A 19,533-nucleotide genomic window follows, 5' to 3' on the forward strand; every position below is an offset into this window, starting at 1 on the left:
TCCAGTCCTCCAAGAAGAACTCTTCGTCCACGGCCACGTCGGCCGAACCTCAATACAGTATTACCCATGACGTTACAAAGTCCAAACGGGACCCTTCGAGTTTCCTTGTACCCAAGGCAATCCGGGGTCTCCAGAGCGGCTTCCGACGGCCTCGAAATATTCGCTCTCCTGTTCGATCGACGATGGCAAAAGGGCTTCTAGCAGCGGTTTCGCCGGAAGTCCTGTGCCCGTTGGCGAAATACCGTGGTCCACAAGCGACTGTTCGGAGGATCCGCGATCCGGTCCGCAGGAGGGGCCGCGCGGCGTGTTCGCGGGTGCGGTCGGAGGGCGGGGCACGGTAGGCGGATCCGTGAAAACGAGGACGACGGGACCCGTGCGGCAGCCGGGCATTCGTGTGCGGGGGCGGCGCGGTCGATGCCGGTGCGAGTCATCCGCCGTTGAGGTGCTGGGGATCCTGAAGGAGGCTTGAGTCCGGCTGCCGTGTGCGCGTGGCGGATCCGGTCCTGCTCCACGCGGACTGCGGCAGCCGCGTCTGGCTGGGTCGTGCTGTCGATGACCGCGGCGCAGGAGTGGAAGCCCGCCGCGCGGGAACGGGTGGCGAGTGGCCTGTCGGGCGCCCAGTGGCCGGCGTCCGCTGCCTAGGGAACCCGCCGACGACCTTGTCCAACGATGCCGTCCATCAGCGCTCAAGCAGCCCGGAGGCGTCCACTGAGGACGATCAGACCGCCTCTGTGGTGCGGGAAAGCGCGAAGTACCGCTCGTCGGTGTAAGCCGCGCAGGTGCCGGCTCTCAGGTCCCAGATCTTGCGCGACAGTTCGAACAAATCACCCAGGTACACGTGCAGCGCGACGGAGCGCTCGCCGGTTCGGTTGCCGACCGAGTGGATCACGTTCTCGTCCATCGGCAGCACGCCGCCCGCGGTTGTCTCGACCTCCGCGACGGGCGTGACGAGCGGGCCGGCGGCGCGGTAGAAGGTGTTCGTCTCGAGGCCTTGGAGGACGGCGACGCACGCGGGGATCAGGTGGTCGTGCGGCGGGTACTCGGTGCGGGGCGGGATTTCGACGCGCAGCAGCGTCAGCGTCGGCTCCGCGTGCAGGACCTGCTCGTCCGAATCCCCGCCGGGCAGCCACGACAGGACGTCGTCCGCCGAGGCCGCGACGAGCTCCTGCAGCCGGCGCAGGGTCGCGATCGGGTCCGCCGCGGCGGCGGCGCGGCGCGCGTCCTGGACGAGTTCGGGCAAGCTCATCGTGGCCTCCGTGGGATCCGTCCACCGGGGATCGTTCGCGGGCGGGGGTGTCCGCCCGCGCCAGCCTCCCATCGGCACCCGTCTCGCGCTGGTGAAGAAGCGCGGCCGGTTCTCAGCCGGCTCTGGTGATCGGCACAGGTTTGTCTTGTGGCAGCCCCGAAGGAAATTGGCTAACATCTGTTCGGTAAGTTGGTGAACGAGTGTTTGGTCTCTGGGGGCCGGTGCCGAACATCCTTGCGATGTAAGGAGGAACCGGTCCATGGACGTTCCCGCCGCCGCGCGCCGGGCCGGTGATCGCTTCACCGCCTCGGATCCCGGTCTGACCCGGCTGCGCGGCGCGGTCTCGACGGCCGTCGCCATCGCCACGGTGCTGGGCGTGGAGTACGGCCTCGCGCTGTTCACCCGCTTGGCGCAGCAGCAGACGGTGCTGGCGATGATGCTCGGCGCCGTCGTCGCGATGAGCGGCACGCCCGCGCTCGCCGGCTCCCGCGCGTGGCCGAAGGTCCGCACGGCGGCGTGCTTCCCGCTCGCCGTCGGCCTCGGCATGGTGCTGGGCGCGCTCACCGCCACGAACACCCTGCTGATGCTCGCGGTGTTCGTGGCGGTCATGTTCGTCGCGGTCTACGTGCGCCGGTTCGGCGTGACGTTCTTCTTCCTCGGCTTCATGATCTGGATCGGCTACTTCTTCGCGGCGCTGCTGCACGCCGGGTTCGCCCAGCTGCCGTCGTCGCTGGTCGCGGTGGTGGTGGCGAGCGCGTGGCTGCTACTGCTGTCGTTGACGGTCCTGAAGACCAAGCCCGCCAAGGTGCTCGCCCGCACACGCCGCGCGTTCGGCGTCCGGGCCAAGGCTGTGGCGCAGGCCTCGCGACGGCTGCGCCGGGTTCGCGCGGCGCAGAACCGGCTGGCCGAGGCCGCGCTGATGATCGAGGGCTGGTCCGGCGAGCTTCCCGGCGGAGCGTCCGCGGCAGCGTTGCGGCGACTGGTGCTCGACGCGCAGCTCGCCGTCGATGATCTTGTTGCCGGTGCCGAGGGTTTACGCGGTGGTGACGCCGAGCTGGTGCTGGCCGCCGCGCGGGTCGCCGGGATCGCGGGTGGCGACGGGTTCCCGGCCGCCGCTCCGGCCGCCGCGGAACTGCTCACGCTCGTCGGTCCCGCGGGTGCGCACCGGGCCGGCGGCTGGGCCGCGGCACGGCAACTGGCCACGGCCGTCGGCGACTATGCGGAGCTGATGCGGGAAGCCGATTCCCCCAGCGCGATCACGGACGAGTTCGAGCCCGTGGTCACGCTGTCCATGGGCAACCTGCCCGGCAGCGTCTCCGTCGCCCGCGACGTGCGGCCGCGCGGTGGCCCGTGAAACCTGCTGCGCCACCTCGACCTCACCACCCGCCAGGCCGTGCAGGTCGCGGTCGCCGGCACGCTCGCGATCGCGAGCGGCCGGGAGATCTCCGAATCGCGCTACTACTGGGCCGCCATCGTCGCGTTCGTCGCCTTCACCGGCACGGCAACGCGCTCGGAGGTGTTCGTGAAGGCGGCCAGCCGCGTGGCGGGCACGCTGGCCGGGCTCGCTTTCGGCGTGCTGCTGGCCCATCTGACCGGTGGCGACCCGGCCGGCGTCATCGTGGTGGTCGTGCTCTGTGTGTTCTTCGGCACGTGCCTGACCCGGATCTCCTACGCCCAGCTCTACAGCCTGCTGCACGAATTTTCCGCCGAGCTGCTGCGCGACGGGCTGGCGCGCGGACTCGACGATCGGCTGCGGCGCCTGCTGCTCGTGGCCGGTCCGTTGAGTCAGGTGCTGCCGTGGGCCGCGGGCTCACGGCGCGTCCGGCATCGCCTCACTGTCCACACCGGCCTCGTGAGTCACACGCGCGCGTTCACCGGAGCAGTGCGCCGAAACGGGTCCGCTCGCGTTTTGGAGGACGCCTGCCGGGCACTGGCCGACGCGGCCGAAGCGCTGGCCGGGAGCCCAAAACAGCCGTCTGACGCCGTTTTCGACCGGCTCGCCAAGGCGGAGACGGCGCTGCGCCGCTCGTGGCCGACCGCCGCCGGGCGCGCGTGGGGTGAGCTCGACCACCTGCGCCGCCTGCTGCACGAGCTGGCCGGTCGCGACACCGTTCCCGCGCTGTCCGCCGAACCCGTGCGCCCGGCCGGTTTCCCCATCCGCGGCACCGTGCTCGGCCCGTCCGGCGCGGGCGCTGCGCGGACCCCGCTCACGCTGATGGACGGCCACGGCCACCAGTTGCGCCGCGCGATCACCGGCCCGGACGGGCACTTCGAGGTTCACGTCCCGCGCCCCGGCTCGTTCCTGCTCCTCACCGTGGCCGGGCGGTTCCGGCCGTCGGTGACCACCGTGGTGGTGCCACGGCACGAGCGGGGCGCCGTGGTCGACGTGGTGCTCGCGCGGTTGCCGGTGCCCGGTTGTCCTGGTGAGATGCGCGCATGAGCGAGAAGCTGACCGACCCCGCCGTGCTGGCCTTCGTGACCGCGCTGAACGCGGGTGACAGGGCGGCGTTCCGCGCCGCGCTCACCGACGACGCCGCGATGTCCGACGACGGCACGGAGCGGGACCTCGGCGACTGGACCGAGCGGGAGGTCTTCAGCTCCCAGGGTCATCTCGACACGGATTCGCTGGAGTCCGTGACCGACGGCGGCCGGTCGTTCGTGACGACCTACTCCAACGCCACCTGGGGCGGCATGCGCACCCGCTGGCACTTCGTGGTTCGCGACGGGAAGGTCGCGCGCTTCGAGACCGGGCAGGCCTGACCGGGCACATCTGAAAACAAGGGCCGTCTCCCCTTCGGAACGGGGAGACGGCCGGGTTCAGGCGTGGTGGGAGGGCAGCGGTTTCAGAGCCGTTCCTGCAGGGCGTCGGCGGCCGCGAGGAGGTCGGCGGCCCAGCGGGCGCCCGGCTTGCGGCCGATCCGTTCGACGGGGCCGGAAACCGACACCGCGGCCACCACGGTCCCGGACGAATCGCGCACCGGCGCCGAAACGCTGGCCACACCCGGTTCCCGCTCGGCGACGCTCTGCGCCCAGCCGCGGCGGCGGACCTCCAGCAGCGTGCGCTCGCCGTAGACGGCGTCGGCCAGGATCGTGCGCTGGGTGTGCGGATCCGACCACGCCGCAAGGACCTTCGCGCCGGAGCCGGCCGTCATCGGCAGCCGGGAGCCGATCGGGACGGTGTCGCGCAGGCCACTCGGCGGCTCGGCCGTCGAGACGCACACGCGCTGAACGCCGTCACGCCGGTACAGCTGCACGCTTTCGCCGGTGATGTCCCGTAACTTGGGCAGCACCGAACCCGCCGCGTCGAGCAGGGGGTCGGTCGAACCGCCCGCCAGCTCCGCGAGCGCGGTGCCCGGCCGCCAGCGGCCGTCCGGACCCCTGCGCAGCAGGCGATGCACCTCGAGGCCCACGGCGAGGCGGTGTGCTGTCGCTCTCGGCAACCCCGTACGGGTGCAGAGTTCCGCGAGCCCACAGGGGTCTTCGGCCACGGCCTGCAACACCGCCACGGCTTTGTCCAGTACTCCGATACCGCTATGCTGTCCCACGACTCGATACTATCTTCCCGCACTTTGGGAAGTCCAGAATCTGGGAAAAACGAACTCGAGCTGCGCGCGTGACGCGGCTCGCCACGTCTTCGCCGCGTCGCCCGAGTTCCTTGCTCCCGCCGACCCCATTGGAAGGAGCCGGAGATGACCAGCCCGACCGGCAAGGCCCGTACGCTGGCGGAGAAGGTGTGGGAAAGCCACCTCGTGCGCCGAGGCGAAGGCGCCGAGCCGGACCTGCTCTACATCGACCTCCACCTGGTGCACGAAGTGACCAGCCCGCAGGCGTTCGACGGCCTGCGCCTGGCCGGGCGCCCGGTGCGCCGTCCCGACCTCACGATCGCGACCGAGGACCACAACGTCCCGACGGTGGACATCGACCTCCCGATCGCCGATCCGGTCTCCCGGACCCAGGTCGACACCCTTCGCCGCAACTGCAAGGAGTTCGGTGTCCGGCTGCACCCGATGGGTGACGCGGAGCAGGGCATCGTGCACGTCATCGGCCCGCAGCTGGGCCTCACCCAGCCCGGCACCACCGTGGTCTGCGGCGACAGCCACACCTCCACCCACGGCGCGTTCGGCGCGATGGCGTTCGGCATCGGCACCTCGGAGGTCGAGCACGTGCTCGCCACCCAGACGCTGCCGCTCCGTCCATTCAAGACGATGTCGATCAACGTCGACGGCACGCTGCGGCCCGGCGTCACGGCGAAGGACGTGATCCTCGCCGTGATCGCCAAGATCGGCACCGGCGGCGGCCAGGGCTACGTGCTCGAGTACCGCGGCAAGGCCATCGAGGCGCTCTCGATGGAAGCCCGCATGACCGTTTGCAACATGTCGATCGAGGCGGGCGCGCGCGCCGGCATGATCGCCCCGGACGAGACGACGTTCGCCTACCTGAAGGGCCGTCCGCACGCCCCGCAGGGCGCGGACTGGGACGCCGCCGTGGCGAACTGGCGCGAGCTGCGCACCGACGACGGCGCCGAGTTCGACGCCGAAGTGCACCTCGACGCCGACGAGCTGACCCCGTTCGTCACCTGGGGCACCAACCCCGGCCAGGGCCTGCCGCTGGGCGCGAACGTGCCCGACCCGGCCGCCATCGCCGACGAGAACGAGCGGTTCGCGGCCGAGAAGGCCCTGTCCTATATGGACCTGGAGCCCGGGATGCCGCTGCGTGAGGTGGTCGTGGACACGGTCTTCCTCGGCTCGTGCACCAACGGCCGGATCGAGGACCTGCGGGCCGCCGCGGACGTGCTGCGCGGGCGCAAGGTGGCCGGCTCGGTCCGGATGCTCGTGGTGCCCGGCTCGATGCGCGTCCGCAAGGCCGCCGAAGAGGAGGGCCTGGACGAGGTCTTCACCGCGGCCGGCGCCGAGTGGCGGCAGGCGGGCTGCTCGATGTGCCTCGGCATGAACCCGGACCAGCTCGCCCCCGGCGAGCGCAGCGCGTCGACCTCCAACCGCAACTTCGAGGGCCGGCAGGGCAAGGGCGGGCGGACGCACCTGGTGTCGCCGCTCGTGGCCGCGGCCACGGCCGTCCGGGGGACGCTGTCCTCCCCGGAGGACCTGGTCCCCGCCACCGTCTGAGACCCCCGACGCCCGAGACAAGGAGCTCCCACCATGGAACCGTTCACCCAGCACACCGGCATCGGGGTCCCGCTGCGCCGGTCCAACGTGGACACTGACCAGATCATCCCGGCCGTGTACCTCAAGCGCGTGACCCGCACCGGCTTCGAGGACGGGCTGTTCGCCGCCTGGCGCGGCCAGGAGGACTTCATCCTCAACCAGGAGCCGTTCGACCGGGGCAGCGTCCTGGTCGCGGGGCCCGACTTCGGTACCGGCTCCTCGCGTGAGCACGCCGTGTGGGCGCTGATGGACTACGGCTTCCGCGCCGTGATCTCCGCCCGCTTCGCCGACATCTTCCGGGGCAACTCCGGCAAGGGCGGCCTGGTGGCCGCGCAGTGCGAGCAGTCGGACGTCGAGCTGCTGTGGAAGCTGCTCGAGAACGAGCCCGGCACGGAGGTCACGGTGGACCTGGCGACCAAGACCGTGCGGGCCAAGGACTTCACCGCGCCCTTCGAGATCGACGACTACGTCCGCTGGCGGCTGCTCGAAGGACTGGATGACATCGCTCTCACCCTTCGCCACGCCGAAGAGATCACCGAGTTCGAGTCCGCCCGCCCGTCCTGGAAGCCCGTGACCATCCCGATCGCGGCCTCCTAGCCCTGGTCAGGGGCACGGATTCCGTTGCCGAGCTCGGAATCCGTGCCCCCGCACCAGGTCCTTTGAAACCTTCGAAACCACGCCGAACGGCACCTCCCGCGGGCCCCGAACGGGTCCCTCAAGAGGCGGAACCACTCCCGATGCAAGGGAAATTTCCGCGCGCCGTTTGGAATTTGTGCTGCGTTGGTAATACCGTGTGCGCTAGTCGGCCGACGTGGCCGTGGACGAAGAGTTCTTCTTGGAGGACTGGAATGGCCAACAAGGCCCAGCTGATCGAGGCGCTGTCGGAGCGTCTGGGCGACAAAAAGGTTGCTTCGGAGGCCGTCGACGGTCTCGTCGACATCATCATCCGGACGGTCAACAAGGGCGAGAAGGTGAACATCACCGGGTTCGGTGTGTTCGAGAAGCGTGCTCGCGCCGCCCGTACCGCGCGTAACCCGCGCACCGGTGAGACCGTGAAGGTGAAGAAGACCAACGTGCCCGCGTTCCGCGCCGGCACCACCTTCAAGGACGTCATCTCGGGCACGAAGAAGCTGCCCAAGGCCACCGCCGTCAAACGCGCCACCGCCACACCGGCCCGCGCCACGGCTTCGCGCGCCACCACGACGCGTGCGGCCGCGACGACGCGTGCGGCGGCTTCGCGTCCGGCGACCACGCGGACCCGTGCCACCGCGGCGAAGCCCGCCGCCAAGGCCACCGCCACCAAGACGGCCGCGAAGCCGGCCGCCCGCGCGACGGCCGCGAAGCCGGCCGCGGCGAAGGCGACCACGCGGACCCGCGCCACCGCGGCGAAGCCGGCCGCCAAGGCGACCGCGACCAAGGCCGCCGCCAAGCCCGCCGCCAAGGCGACTGCCGCGAAGACCACCGCAGCCAAGAAGCCCGCAGCCAAGGCCCCGGCCAAGCGCACGTCGGCTGCGAAGAAGAAGTAGGCAGTTTTTGTAGCCACCTCTCGAGGCGAGCAACGGCAGGGCCCCACCCGATCCACGGGTGGGGCCCTGCCGCATGTTCGGGGCCGGTCCTGTGAATCGGCTGTGTGGCAAGGCATCCGTCGGGGTGGGGTGGTGGGGTGGGTGGAAGGTGGCTTGGAGCTGGGTTTTGGGGGCCGGGCCGGGGCTCGGGGCTCGGGGCTTGGGGCTGACGGCCGGCGGCTGGGTTGGTGGCTGGCAGATGGGTACGGGGGCTCGGGTTGCTGGCTGGCAGTTGGGCGCGGCGACTTGGGTTGGTGGCTGGCAGTTGGGCTCGGGGGCTCGGGTTGGTGCCTGGGCTCGGGGCTCTAGCTGCCTGGGCTGGTGGTTTGGGGCCGGCCGGCGGGTTGGTTTGGTAGCTGGGGCTTGGGCGTCTTGGTCTGGGCTTGAGTTCGCCGGGCTCCGGGCTTTGACTCCGAAGTTCGCGCTGGGTCTCGGACTCCCTGCCTCGGACCGGGCTCCCGGCTTTGCCGTTGGGTAAGGCAGGTAAGGAGTTCTTTACGCGGCGGGCTGTCGTGCGGAGACGTCCGCGCCGTGAAGCTGCCGGTGCGGCACCCACGTTCGCCGCACTGGGGCAAGAACTTGGGCCGTGGGGATCGGCGCGAGCTACAGGCGCCTCCGCCCTGGTCGTACCCGCTGTGGCCTGGCGGGGAAAGTTCCCGCCGGTGGGTGGAATCGAGGCCACCCGGTCGGACGAGCGAGGTCACCGTCAGATGTCAGTCGACGAGTGTTCCGCGCCGGTCGCGGCTCTCCGGCGCCGGGTCCGCCGTCCGCCGTGTACTCAAGAAAGGACGCTCCGGAGGCCTGGAAGCCCGCCCAGCAAGCCGTGGCCCGCAGGAAGGCCCCAGGAGGACAGCTGCGTGGCAACGTCGCTCAGCGGCCGTCGTAGGACGGAGCGTGAACGGAGAAGACGCCGTCCCCCGAGTGGCGCAATGATCAGCAGGTGACAGCGGACAACAACTCACGAGGCGCAACAGTAAAGCGCTGACTCTATAGAATTCCGCGGTAAATCCGGCGGCTTCGCAAAGGCGTCCGGGAGGCCTTTGCGTTATTGCCGATCTTCGCCGGGACCGAATCCCGGTACCTCCACAATGGAGGAACGTACGTTTCCGGTCCCGGGTCTGAACCGGCGAACGAACCGGCGAACGAACCGTCGCCGGTGAGTGGCTAGGAGTGCGACGGCGCCGGGGAAGGCAGCGCGCTCGCGTAATAGTCGGCGCTCATCAGTTCCGGGCCGGTGCTGCCCGACGGCGGGCGGAACGTCAGCACCCACAGCGAGCCCTTCTTGCTGGGCACCACGCCGCCGCGGGAGGCCGTCAGCTCGATGCCGTCGCGGTCGGCCAGCGCGCTCACCAGGTCCGGGATCACCCCGCCCTGGCTGCTCACCACGGGAGTGCCGCCGTCGCCCGCGATCGCGAGCAGGCGGGCGATACCGAGGACCGGGTCGGGCCAGTAGCCCTCTTCCGACAGCAGCTGCTCGTGTCGCACGTCGAGGCCGAGGTCTTCCGCGACGCCGCCCACCGTCTGCACACACCGCAGCCGCGGCGCGGACAGCACGCGGTCCGCGCCGAACAACGGCAGCAGCGCGCGCAGGGCGTCCGCCTGACGCTGCCCGGCGTCCGACAGCGGGCGGAGGTCGTCGTCTCCGGTCCAGTCCTCGCGCTTGCCCGCCTTCGCGTGGCGCACCAGCAGCAGGGTGGTCGACTCCGGCGGCAGCGCGCAGAACTCCCGCAGCACCCGGACGTCGGTGTCCCGCGTCAGCAGTCGCTCCGCCACCACGGGGCTGAGCCAGCGCAGCTCGTCGACCTCGTCGTTGGGCTCGAAGGAGCCGGACACCGCCTCGCCGCTGAAATAGTCGACCGTCTTTTTCAGCACCCCTTCGCCGTGGCGGGCGGGCACGTCGTACGCGGTCTGCGCGACGTACCGGCCGAGGACGGTGCGAAAGCCCGTCTCCTCACGGATCTCGCGGACGGCGGTGGCGGCGATCGTCTCGCCCGGGTCGACCTTGCCCTTGGGCAGCGACCAGTCGTCGTACCGCGGACGGTGGACCAGCGCCACCTCGAACGCGTCACCCGCGCCGCGCCACAGCACCGCGCCGGCCGCCCGGACGTCCGGGCTCATCCGGCCGCCCCGTGCAGCTTCGCCAGCTCGGTCTGGTGGTCACGCACCTGCGAGCCCGCGGCCGGGAACGGCTGCCACTCGCCGGTGGCCGACAGCACCCAGCAACGCGTGGTCGGGTCGAGCGCCGAGTCGAGCACGGCGTCCAGCTGCTGCGTCAGCTTCGGGTCCTTGACCCGCACCAGCGCCTCGATCCGGCGGTCCAGGTTGCGGTGCATCATGTCCGCGCTGCCGATCCAGTGCGTGCCGCCCGCGCGGAAGTGGAACACCCGCGAGTGCTCCAGGAACCGGCCGAGGATCGACCGGACGCGGATGTTCTCGCTCAGCCCCTCCACTCCCGGCTTCAGCGAGCAGATCCCGCGCACCACCACGTCGACCTGCACGCCGGCCTGCGACGCGTGGTACAGCGCGTCGATCACCTGCTCGTCGACCAGTGAGTTGCACTTGATCCGGATCCCGGCCCGCTGCCCGGCGCGGGCCAGCTCGATCTCCTCGCCGATCGCGCGCACGATGCCGCGGCGGATGCCGTGCGGCGACGTGAGCAGCGTCCGGTAGGTGTCCTGGCGCGAGTAGCCGGTGAGGACGTTGAACAGGTCGGTGATGTCCGCGCCGACGCTCGGGTCGGCCGTGAGCAGGCCGAGGTCTTCGTACAGGCGCGCGGTCTTCGGGTTGTAGTTGCCGGTGCCGATGTGGCAGTAGCGGCGGATCGTGGCGCCTTCCTGCCGCACCACCATCGAGACCTTGCAGTGCGTCTTCAGGCCCACGAGGCCGTACACCACGTGCACGCCCGCGCGCTCCAGCGTGCGCGCCCAGGCGATGTTGGCCTGCTCGTCGAAGCGCGCCTTGATCTCCACCAGCGCCACGACCTGCTTGCCGGCCTCGGCGGCGTCGATCAGCGCGTCGACGATCGGGGAGTCACCTGAGGTGCGGTACAGCGTCTGCTTGATCGCCAGCACCTTCGAGTCGGCCGCGGCCTGCTCGATGAAGCGCTGCACGCTGGTGGAGAACGAGTCGTACGGGTGGTGCACCAGCACGTCGCCCTCGCGCAGCGTCGCGAACACGCTCTTCGGCGTCTCGCGTTCGCCGAACGCCGGGTGCGTCGCCGGCACGAACGGCCGGTCCTTGAGCTCCTTGCGGTCCACACCGGACAGCTGGAACAGGCAGGTCAGGTCCAGCAGGCCGGGCACCTCGACGACGTCGGCCGGGTCCACTTCCAGCTCGCGCAGCAGCAGTTCGAGCATGTGCTCGCTCATGTCCTGCGCGACCTCGAGCCGGACCGGCGGGCCGAACCGGCGCTGGGCCAGCTCACGCTCCAGCGCCTGCAGGAGGTCCTCGTCGCGGTCCTCTTCGACCTCGAAGTCGGCGTTGCGGGTGACGCGGAAGATGTGGTGCTCGATCACCTCCATGCCGGTGAACAGCTCGCCGAGGTGCGCGGCGATGAGCTCTTCGAGCGGCAGGAACGTGGCCGTGCGGTTGGTCCGTTCCTGTTCCACCCGCATCAGCCGGGGCACGTTGCTGGGCACCTTCACCCGTGCGAAGCGCTCGGTCCCGCCCTGCGGGTCCCGCACCGTCACCGCGAGGTTCAGCGACAGGCCGGAGATGTACGGGAACGGGTGCGCCGGGTCGACCGCCAGCGGTGTGAGCACCGGGAAGATCTGCTCGGAGAAGTAGCTGGACAGCCGCAGCTGGTCGGCCCCGGCGAGGTCGGTCCAGCCGACGATCCGGATGTCCTGCTCCGCCAGCTGCGGGCGCAGGTGCTCTTCGAACGCGGCCGTATGCCGCTCCACCAGGTCCTGGTTGCGCTTGGCGATGTAGTCCAGCTGCTCGCGCGGGGTGAGCCCGTCCGCGCTGCGCACCGGCAGGCCCGTTTCGTCGCGGCGCTTCAGGCCGGCCACGCGGACCATGTAGAACTCGTCCAAATTGGACGCGAAGATGGCCAGGAACTTCGCCCGTTCGAGCAAGGCCTGCGACTCGTCCTCGGCCAGCGCGAGCACCCGCGCGTTGAAGTCCTGCCAGGAGAGCTCCCGGTTGAAGTACCGGTCGTCGGGCAGGGTTTCCACCGGTGTCGGCGCGGTCGAGGTGACGGCCGGCGGCGCGGACGGCACGGCGCGGAACTCCTCGCCCGCGGCCTCCTTCGCGGACGCGGCGGCGCTCGCCGCGGAGGCGCGGGCGGTGATCTTCGCGAGCGCGGACTTGCCAGACCCGCTCTTGGCACCCGTGTTCTTGGACGCCCGGCTCTTCGGCGTCGCGGGCTTCGAGGCCGAGGACCGCAGCGCGGCGGACTTCGACAGGGCGCTCTTCGGCTCGCTCTTCGACGCGGAGCTGTCCGTGGCCGTCTTCCGGGCGGCGGCGGAGACACCGGCGCCGGCCGCGGTGGTGCGCGCGGCCGTCGCCTTGGCGGAACCCGGGCCCGTGGACTTCGGGGCCGCTTCGCCGGTGGCCCTGCTCGTGACCGTCTTCCGGGCGGCCGTGGTCCGGCGGGGAGCGGGGTCCTTCGCGGCCGGCTTCGCCGCGTTGGTCCCGCGCCGCCGGGCCGGCTGACCGCTACGGGCTGGAGTGCTGCCGTCGTCTGTGCTCACGAGACCCATTGTTCACTACAAAGCTACTGATTGCGCAGACCACGGTGAAGGTCAAATGAACAGCTCAGCCCAGCGGCACGCACGCCGTTCCGAGCACCGCCGCGGTGTGCTCCCCGACACCGAGTGAACAGGCGTGCCCGAGGTCCTCGGGGGTGTCCACGTCGCTGCGCAGGGAGATCAGCCCGCCGGCCAGCGGGGTGGCGCCGGAGCGGGTGTGCAGGCCCGCGGAGCCGACGCCGAACCGCGGGTCGAGCGGCGCGCCGGGTGCCGACAGCAACAGCGTCGTGCCGGTGCCCTGACGGTCGGCGACGAACGCGCGCCGTCCCGCCGCTTCGCCCAGCGCCGTGGACAAATCGCCCGGGCGCAGGGCGGGCAGGTCGGCCTGCAGCGCGCCGATCACCCCGCCGGGTGAGGCCGTTCGCAGCAGCGCTTCGCCGTGCCGGAGCGCCTCGTTGAGCCCGGGCACCTCAGGCTCGGGGACGATTTCCGCGCCGAGTGCGGCCAATTCGGACACCGCCGCCGGGTCCGCCGCGACCACCAGCACCCGCCGGACGTGCGCGGCCGCCGTCACCGCCGCCAGCGTGTCGTACGCCAGCGCCAGTACCAGGTCGGGGTGCCGTTCGTCGGCGAGTGCGCCCCGCAGCCGCGACTTGCCGTCGCGCGGGTGTTTCAAGGGCACGATCAGGTCCACGTCCACCTGTCCATCTTTACCCGAAACCGCCGCCGCCCGTGGTGAGCACACCCTCCCTGGACTGCGCGAACCGGCGCGCGGCAGGATCAGCACGAGTGCGAGTTCGAGGAGGAGACATTGACACGGCGTGAGAAGGGCGGCTTCTGGGTGGGACTGGCCGCCGCTGTGTTCTACCCGTTGACGGCGATCGGCAAGCGGGTCCAGATCGGTACGGAGAAGGTGCCGCGCCAAGGCCCGGCGGTGCTGGTGCTGAACCACATCTCGCACCTCGACCCCGTGGTCGACGCGGTGTTCGTGCACCGGCTGAAGCGGGTTCCGCGGTTCTTCCTCAAGGAGAGCCTGCGCCACGTCCCGGTGCTCGGGAAGATCGTGGACGGCTCGGGCCAGATCCCGGTGTCGCGGGGTTCGAGCGCGGCCGGCGACAGCCTCAAGGCCGCCCACCAGGCGCTGGACGAGGGCAAGGTCATCGTCATCTACCCCGAGGGCACCATCACGAAGGACCCCGAGGGCTGGCCGAAGGACGCGTTCACCGGGGCTGCGCGGCTGGCGTTGCAGAACGACGTCCCGGTGATCCCGATCGCGCGCTGGGGCACGAACGAGATCTTCAACGGCTACACGAAGAAGTTCACGCCGCTGCCGCGCAAGACCGTGACGCACCTGGTCGGCGACCCGATCGACCTGTCGGCCTACGAGGGCGCGAACCCGCGCAGCGCGTCGACCCTGCGTGCGGTGACCGAGCTGATGATGGACGAGGTCACGCGGCTGCTGGCGGAGATCAGACACGAGGAGCCGCCGTCGAAGAAGCCGGAGGACGGCGCCTGATGGCCGCTTTCGCCGCCGACGTCCAGCGCGTCACCGTGCTGGGCGCCGGCTCGTGGGGCACCGCGTTCGCGAAGGTGCTCGGCGACGCCGGCCGGGACGTGACGATGTGGGCGCGCCGGGAGTCCGTCGCCGGGGAGATCCGCTCGGCGCACACGAACTCCTCGTACCTGCCCGGCGTCCGGCTGCCCGAGCGCATCACGGCGACGGCGGACGCCGCGGCGGCGCTGGACGGCGCCCAGGCCGTGGTGCTGGGCGTGCCGAGCCAGAGCCTGCGCGCGAACCTCACCGCGTGGCAGCCGCTGCTGCCCCGCGAGGCGATCCTGGTGAGCCTCGCCAAGGGCGTCGAGCTGGGCACGCTGAAGCGGATGAGCGAGGTCATCGCGGAGCTGGCGCAGGTGCCCGCGGACGAGATCGTGGTGGTGTCGGGGCCGAACCTGGCCCGGGAGATCGCCGCGTCCCAGCCGGCCGCGGGGGTGCTCGCGTGCGCCGACCACGAGCGCGCGATCGCGGTGCAGCGGGCCGTTTCCAATCAGTACTTCCGGCCGTACACCAACACGGACGTGGTCGGCTGCGAGCTGGGCGGGGCGTGCAAGAACGTGATCGCGCTGAGCTGCGGCATGGCCGCGGGCATGGGCCTCGGCGCCAACACGATGGCGACGCTGATCACCCGCGGGCTGGCAGAGATGGCGCGTCTCGGCGCGAAGCTCGGCGCGGACCCGCTGACGTTCGCCGGTCTCGCCGGACTCGGCGACCTGGTGGCGACGTGCTCGTCGCCGTTGTCGCGCAACCGCACCTTCGGTGAGCGGCTGGGCCGGGGCGACACGCTGGAACAGGCGCAGGCCGCGGCCGGCGGCCAGGTGGCCGAGGGCGTCGCGTCGTGCTCGTCGATCCGCGCGCTGGCCCAGAGCCTGGGCGTCGATATGCCCATCACGGACGCGATGCACCGCGTCTGCCACGAGGGTGTCGACCCTCGCCAGGCGGGCGCGGAGCTGCTGGGGCGGTCGCAGAAACACGAGTGGAGCTGAACTGCTCGTGAGTGTTGATGACGGTTAGAACCGTCATAGCCACTCACGAGCGGTTCCTGGGCCCGGCCGGGTCCAGGGGGTGGGACGGGTTGACCGGGGCCGGTGGCGCTGGTTCGCTGTACGGCATGTCGACGTGCCTGATGACCGTGTGGCCGGGGTCCTGTGACCTCCGCCCCGTCATGTGCGCGTCGTGTCGCTCCTGTCGGTGAACCCCGCCCCGGCCCAGCTCTTCTCTTCTTTCCTTCTGTGAGGACAGTTCCATGTTCGCCGTTCCGGACAACACCCTGCTGCGTCCCGAGAACCCCGCCCTGCGCCACCCGGTCCGCGTCGCCATCGAGGTGGCCGCCGACCGGGACCGCTGGGGCGGCCTGCTCCGCTACGACCCCGACGAGCGCTTCTCGGCGCTGGTCTCCCGCGAGGACGGCCAGGAGATCTGGCTGCTCGGCTGGCTGCCCGGCCAGCACACGGACCTGCACGACCACGTCTTCGCGACCGGCGCGTTCACGGTCGTCTCGGGCCGGCTGAGCGAGACAGTCGCGCGCCGCGCCCCCGGCGGCCGCGCCGTGACCGAGGTGCACGCCCTCTCCGCGGGCCAGTCGCGCGTCTTCGGCCCCGGCTACGTCCACGAGGTCCGCAACGACGGTCCCGACCCGGCCATCAGCATCCACGTCTACCGCGACGGTCCCCGCGACATGCGCCCGTACCACCTGGACCCGCTGGGCGGGCCGATCCGGGACTGAGCCCGCGGCTGTGTCCGCGGTGGAAGTTCTTTACTGGCATAGGACACAACCGGTTGCCGGTACGAAAGTCCCGTTCGTGCGGCCGTGAACCCGCGCCCGGTCAGCGGTCCAGGTCACCGCGGAGCCGGAACTCCGCCTCGATCCGGGACCGCGACGCGCCGCCCGCCAGCAGGAGCTGCAGGAGGACCCGGGACTTGCGCGGGCACAGCCACCCCGCCATCGTCGCGCCCATGCGGATCAGGCTGGACTCCGAGCCGTGGAAGCCGTAGGTGCCGCGGAAAGTCGGGCCGGCGCCGGTGCGGGACGCGATCACGACCGGGACTTCCGCGGCCGCGATCACGTCCGCCGTGCCCGTGGAAACGTGGCCGACGCCGCTGGCCGCGAAGACCACGCCGCGCGCGCCGCCCGCCAGTACCAACGACAACAGCTCACCCGAGTCCGCGGTGCCCGCCTCCAGCAGCGGCACCAGCCCGGAGAAGTCCGCGTCCGCCAACGGCAGCGCGGGCAGGCGTGGGGCGGACGGGTGGAGGTAGTGCACCGAGCCTTCCGCGACGAGGCCCAGCGGTCCCGCCGGCGTCGACGAGAACGCCTCCAGGTGGCTCGAATGGGACTTTCGCACCCAGCGCGCCGCGTGGACGTCGTCGTTGAACACGACCAGGGCGCCGCGGCTGCGCGGGGAGGCCGCGACGGTGAGCGACGCCAGCAGGTTCGCCGGTCCGTCCGCGCTCGGCAGGCTCGGGTTGCGCATCGCGCCGGTGACCACCACCGGCACGTCGTCGTGCGGCCAGGCCAGCTCGAAGAAGTACGCCGTCTCCTCCAGCGTGTCCGTGCCCTGCACCACGACGAACCCGGTCGCGCCGTCCGCGACCTGCTCGGATCCCCAGGCCAGGCAACGCGTCAAAGTGGCGTAGTCCATCGAGGCGCTGCCGATGGCCGCGAGCGTGGCCGCGCGCACGTCCATCGGCAGGTCGGTGCCCAGCCCGCCGAGCAGGTCGGCGGCGGACAGCCGCGGCACGACACCGTCCTCGATCCGGCCGCCGGGGGTCATCGAGATGGTGCCGCCCAGCGCGGCCACAGCGATCAAGGGACGAGTCATGCCGCCACTCTAAGGAACTGTGAATCCGGCCAACAACAGGGAATCCGGCCAACAACAGGGAATCCAGGCGGCGTCAGGAAGCCTTCACTGCCTGGAGCGTGTAGCTCGCCGCGAGCCGGCTCGGGTTCTCGCGCATGCGCCACTCGCCGCTCTCGTCCACGGCCATCTCGTTCGGCAACGCGTTCCACGGGACGCTGTCGTGCTCGATGAACCCGGTCAGCGTCAAACCGTTGTCCAGCAGCGCCGTGATGATCTCGCCCAGCGAGTGGTTCCACGAGTGCGTGGTGGTGTTGCGAAGGGGCCGTTCGGTGTCGACGTAGGTGGAGTCGTCGTCCCACACCAGCGGCTCGTCGTGCTCGAAGTACTCGTACTTCGGCCACGCGCGCTCGGCCTCGTCGTCCAGGGCCCACATCATCGGGTGGGCCTCGCGCAGGAACAGCCGCCCGCCCGGACGCAGCAGCCGCGCCACCACCGAGGCCCAGTCCGCGATCCTTGGCAGCCAGCACAGCGCGCCGATCCCGGTGTAGACCAGGTCGAACGAGCTTTCGCCGAAGACCTCGACGGCGGCGTAGGCGTTCGCCTCGTGGTAGTCGATGTCCGCGCCGGCGCCCGTCGCGAGCTTGCGCGCTTCGGCGAGCGACGCGGGCGAGAGGTCGAGGCCGGACATCCGCGCGCCCAGCCGGGACAGGGAAAGCGTGTCCGTGCCGATGTGGCACTGCAGGTGGACGCCGCGCTGCCCGGTGATGTCGCCGAGCCGCGGCCGGTCGAACCGCACCACGTCGCTGAGGAACTCCGGGTCGTCGAGGAACTTCCGCACGGAGTACAGCTCCGACGCCGCGTGCAGCGGCGCGCGCTCGTCCCAGTTGGCGCGGTTGACGTCGAAGGAGCCGGTCACGCCGTCGCCGCTTTTTCGGCCGCGCTGCGCTCCACGCAGAACTCGTTGCCTTCCGGGTCGCCCAGCACGACCCAGCCGGTGCCGTCCGGTCGCCGCTGATCGGCGACGAGGGCCGCGCCCGCCGCCAGCAGCCGCGTCACTTCCTCGTCGCGCGGGACGTCCGGGCGCAGGCAGACGTGCACGCGGTTCTTCACCGTCTTGGGGTCCGGCACCTGCTTGAACAGCAGGTTGACGCCCGAGCCGAGTTCGATCAGCACCTCCTCGTCGCCAGGGAAGTCTTCGTCGGTCAGTGGCCGCGCGGTGACGACGCTCCAGAACTGTCCGAGCGCATACGCGTCCGGACAGTCGAAGGTGATGTTGTGCACTACCGAGGCCATCAGGCTCCTCATGTCGACCGGTTTGTGACGGAGTGTGCCGGAAACGGCCGTCGCCGGGCGATCGGTTTTCAGGCGGCGTCCAGGCCGGGGGAGCGGTGCACCCGGCGGGCCGCGTCGATGATCAGCACCTCGCAGCCCGGCTGCTGTGCCGCCCACGCGATGCCCTCCTCGCCGAGCGCGAAGGCCGCGGTGGCCAGCGCGTCGGCGTTCGTCAGGTCTTCGGCGACGATCGTCACGCTCAGCAGCCCGGTGGCCGGCTGCCCGGTGCGGCCGTCGAGGATGTGCTGCCCTCGTTCGTAAGCGGCGGACGTCGCCACCGCGCCGTTTCGAGAGTTGACCACGGCGCACACCGACTGCGGCAGCTCGGGATGCCGGACGCCGACGCGCCACGGCCGTCCCGGCTCGGGCTCGCCGGCGGTGACGACGTCGCCGCCCGCGTTCAGGCAGAACCGCCGCGCCCCGGCGGCGTGCAGCCGGTCGGCCGCGCGCTGCACCGCCCAGCCCTTCACCACGGCGGACGGGTCGAGGGCGCGCCCCGGCAGCCGCGCCGAGAACGCGCCGCCGGAGAGGTGTTCGTAGTACGCGCACAGGTCGAGCACCTCGTCGAGGTCGCCGCTGAGGTCACCCGCGGCCAGCTCGCCCCGGTCGTACCGCGACACCTCACTGTCCACTTTGTACGTACTGAAGCGAGCGTCCACGTCGTGCAGCCAGCCGAACGCGTCCGTGACGGCCGCCGAGAAGTCGCCGTCGTCGCGCAGGTCGAGCGATACCGGCAGGCCCATCACCTGCTCGACGTGGGTGGTCATCAGGAGCCTTTCGTGTCGAGTGCCGCCTGCAGCGACTGGATGTAGGACTCGCTGGTCTGCGTCGCGCCGGAGACGGTGTCGATTTTCGCACTCTGGGCCTGCAGTGTCTCCTCGCGCAGCTGTGGGAGCGCGCTGACGCCGCGGCCGCTGTCGGGCTGCTGCAGGAGCTGGACGTCGGTGATCTGGCTGCCCGAGAACGTCACCTGGACCTGCACGGTGCCGAACTCGCTGCTCTGCGTCGAGCCCGGCACGGTCACCGTGGTGCCAGTGCTGCCGACCGAAGTGGACGGTGCCGCGGCCGCCGGCGGGGTGGTCGTGGTGGTCCCCATCGCGGTGGGCTCGAACCGCCAGACGGCGATGAACCCGGCGATCGACAGGGCGACGACAAGGATCGTCTTCTTCATTTCCCGCTCC

19 protein-coding genes are annotated in these 19,533 nt (G+C 71.1%); 9 read left to right on the forward strand and 10 right to left on the reverse strand.

Translation table 11 applies throughout. The annotated features are described in order from the left end of the window. Positions 1–718: 718 nt before the first annotated feature. Entirely contained in the window at positions 719–1,246 is a 528-nt protein-coding gene (locus tag OG943_RS46335; RefSeq protein ID WP_328607220.1) for a hypothetical protein, read from the reverse strand. 259 nt (positions 1,247–1,505) lie between these two features. Here OG943_RS46335 and OG943_RS46340 point away from each other — a divergent pair, with 259 nt between their 5' ends. The 3 genes from OG943_RS46340 to OG943_RS46350 are packed head-to-tail and all read left to right on the forward strand — an operon-like array spanning position 1,506 to position 4,006. Further along, complete coding sequence (locus tag OG943_RS46340; RefSeq protein ID WP_328607221.1) at positions 1,506–2,600, forward strand: hypothetical protein; 1,095 nt, start codon at positions 1,506–1,508, stop codon at positions 2,598–2,600. Between the two features lie 39 nt (positions 2,601–2,639). Next, the gene (locus OG943_RS46345; RefSeq protein WP_328607222.1) at positions 2,640–3,686 is read left to right on the forward strand and encodes an FUSC family protein; all 1,047 of its coding nucleotides are present in this window, start codon (positions 2,640–2,642) and stop codon (positions 3,684–3,686) included. Next, positions 3,683–4,006 (forward strand): nuclear transport factor 2 family protein, encoded by a 324-nt coding sequence (locus tag OG943_RS46350; protein ID WP_328607223.1) that lies wholly within the window; start codon positions 3,683–3,685, stop codon positions 4,004–4,006. The genes OG943_RS46345 and OG943_RS46350 overlap by 4 nt, the downstream gene beginning before the upstream one ends. 83 nt (positions 4,007–4,089) lie before the next feature. Here OG943_RS46350 and OG943_RS46355 read toward each other — a convergent pair whose 3' ends face one another. Continuing rightward, positions 4,090–4,791 carry an IclR family transcriptional regulator gene (locus tag OG943_RS46355; protein ID WP_177231881.1) on the reverse strand — a complete coding sequence of 234 codons (702 nt, stop codon included), beginning with the start codon at positions 4,789–4,791 and terminating at the stop codon, positions 4,090–4,092. A gap of 144 nt (positions 4,792–4,935) precedes the next feature. Here OG943_RS46355 and leuC point away from each other — a divergent pair, with 144 nt between their 5' ends. From leuC to OG943_RS46370, 3 genes are all read left to right on the forward strand, one after another. Next, a complete protein-coding gene (gene leuC, locus OG943_RS46360) occupies positions 4,936–6,369 on the forward strand; it encodes a 3-isopropylmalate dehydratase large subunit (protein ID WP_328607224.1) in 1,434 nt (477 codons plus the stop codon). Positions 6,370–6,402: 33 nt separating this feature from the next. After that, on the forward strand, positions 6,403–7,005 hold the full coding sequence (gene leuD / locus OG943_RS46365) for a 3-isopropylmalate dehydratase small subunit (RefSeq protein WP_328607225.1): 603 nt from the start codon (positions 6,403–6,405) through the stop codon (positions 7,003–7,005). A 251-nt stretch (positions 7,006–7,256) separates the two neighbouring features. Beyond that, complete coding sequence (locus OG943_RS46370) at positions 7,257–7,934, forward strand: HU family DNA-binding protein (protein WP_328607226.1); 678 nt, start codon at positions 7,257–7,259, stop codon at positions 7,932–7,934. 1,203 nt (positions 7,935–9,137) lie between these two features. Here the strand turns inward: OG943_RS46370 and OG943_RS46375 are convergent. From OG943_RS46375 to cofC, 3 genes are read right to left on the reverse strand one after another with little or no spacing between them, the layout of a single operon-like run. Continuing rightward, entirely contained in the window at positions 9,138–10,091 is a 954-nt protein-coding gene (locus tag OG943_RS46375) for an NUDIX hydrolase (protein WP_328607227.1), read from the reverse strand. Then, positions 10,088–12,676: an RNA degradosome polyphosphate kinase gene (locus OG943_RS46380; protein WP_442874667.1), complete on the reverse strand. Its 2,589-nt coding sequence runs from the start codon at positions 12,674–12,676 to the stop codon at positions 10,088–10,090. Before OG943_RS46380 ends, OG943_RS46375 begins: the two co-directional genes overlap by 4 nt. A gap of 55 nt (positions 12,677–12,731) precedes the next feature. After that, positions 12,732–13,364: a 2-phospho-L-lactate guanylyltransferase gene (gene cofC / locus OG943_RS46385; protein ID WP_328607228.1), complete on the reverse strand. Its 633-nt coding sequence runs from the start codon at positions 13,362–13,364 to the stop codon at positions 12,732–12,734. A gap of 111 nt (positions 13,365–13,475) precedes the next feature. Between cofC and OG943_RS46390 the strand changes: the two genes are divergently transcribed. The 3 genes from OG943_RS46390 (at position 13,476) to OG943_RS46400 (ending at position 15,945) form a co-directional block, all read left to right on the forward strand. After that, complete coding sequence (locus tag OG943_RS46390; protein WP_328607229.1) at positions 13,476–14,180, forward strand: lysophospholipid acyltransferase family protein; 705 nt, start codon at positions 13,476–13,478, stop codon at positions 14,178–14,180. Continuing rightward, positions 14,180–15,205, forward strand: coding sequence for an NAD(P)H-dependent glycerol-3-phosphate dehydrogenase (locus OG943_RS46395; protein ID WP_328607230.1), 1,026 nt, complete (start codon positions 14,180–14,182; stop codon positions 15,203–15,205). The genes OG943_RS46390 and OG943_RS46395 overlap by 1 nt, the downstream gene beginning before the upstream one ends. A 260-nt stretch (positions 15,206–15,465) precedes the next feature. Then, complete coding sequence (locus tag OG943_RS46400; RefSeq protein WP_328607231.1) at positions 15,466–15,945, forward strand: cysteine dioxygenase; 480 nt, start codon at positions 15,466–15,468, stop codon at positions 15,943–15,945. Between the two features lie 100 nt (positions 15,946–16,045). Here the strand turns inward: OG943_RS46400 and OG943_RS46405 are convergent, their stop codons facing one another. The 5 genes from OG943_RS46405 to OG943_RS46425 form a co-directional block, all read right to left on the reverse strand. Further along, on the reverse strand, positions 16,046–17,041 hold the full coding sequence (locus OG943_RS46405) for an asparaginase (protein ID WP_328607232.1): 996 nt from the start codon (positions 17,039–17,041) through the stop codon (positions 16,046–16,048). 73 nt (positions 17,042–17,114) lie between these two features. Then, positions 17,115–17,936 carry a class I SAM-dependent methyltransferase gene (locus OG943_RS46410; RefSeq protein WP_328607233.1) on the reverse strand — a complete coding sequence of 274 codons (822 nt, stop codon included), beginning with the start codon at positions 17,934–17,936 and terminating at the stop codon, positions 17,115–17,117. After that, the gene (locus tag OG943_RS46415; protein WP_328607234.1) at positions 17,933–18,313 is read right to left on the reverse strand and encodes a VOC family protein; all 381 of its coding nucleotides are present in this window, start codon (positions 18,311–18,313) and stop codon (positions 17,933–17,935) included. Before OG943_RS46415 ends, OG943_RS46410 begins: the two co-directional genes overlap by 4 nt. A gap of 68 nt (positions 18,314–18,381) precedes the next feature. Continuing rightward, positions 18,382–19,119, reverse strand: coding sequence for an FAD:protein FMN transferase (locus OG943_RS46420; RefSeq protein ID WP_328607235.1), 738 nt, complete (start codon positions 19,117–19,119; stop codon positions 18,382–18,384). Continuing rightward, entirely contained in the window at positions 19,119–19,523 is a 405-nt protein-coding gene (locus tag OG943_RS46425; RefSeq protein WP_328607236.1) for an FMN-binding protein, read from the reverse strand. The genes OG943_RS46420 and OG943_RS46425 overlap by 1 nt, the downstream gene beginning before the upstream one ends. Positions 19,524–19,533 lie beyond the last annotated feature (10 nt).

The organism is Amycolatopsis sp. NBC_00345 (assembly GCF_036116635.1).
Classification (GTDB): domain Bacteria; phylum Actinomycetota; class Actinomycetes; order Mycobacteriales; family Pseudonocardiaceae; genus Amycolatopsis.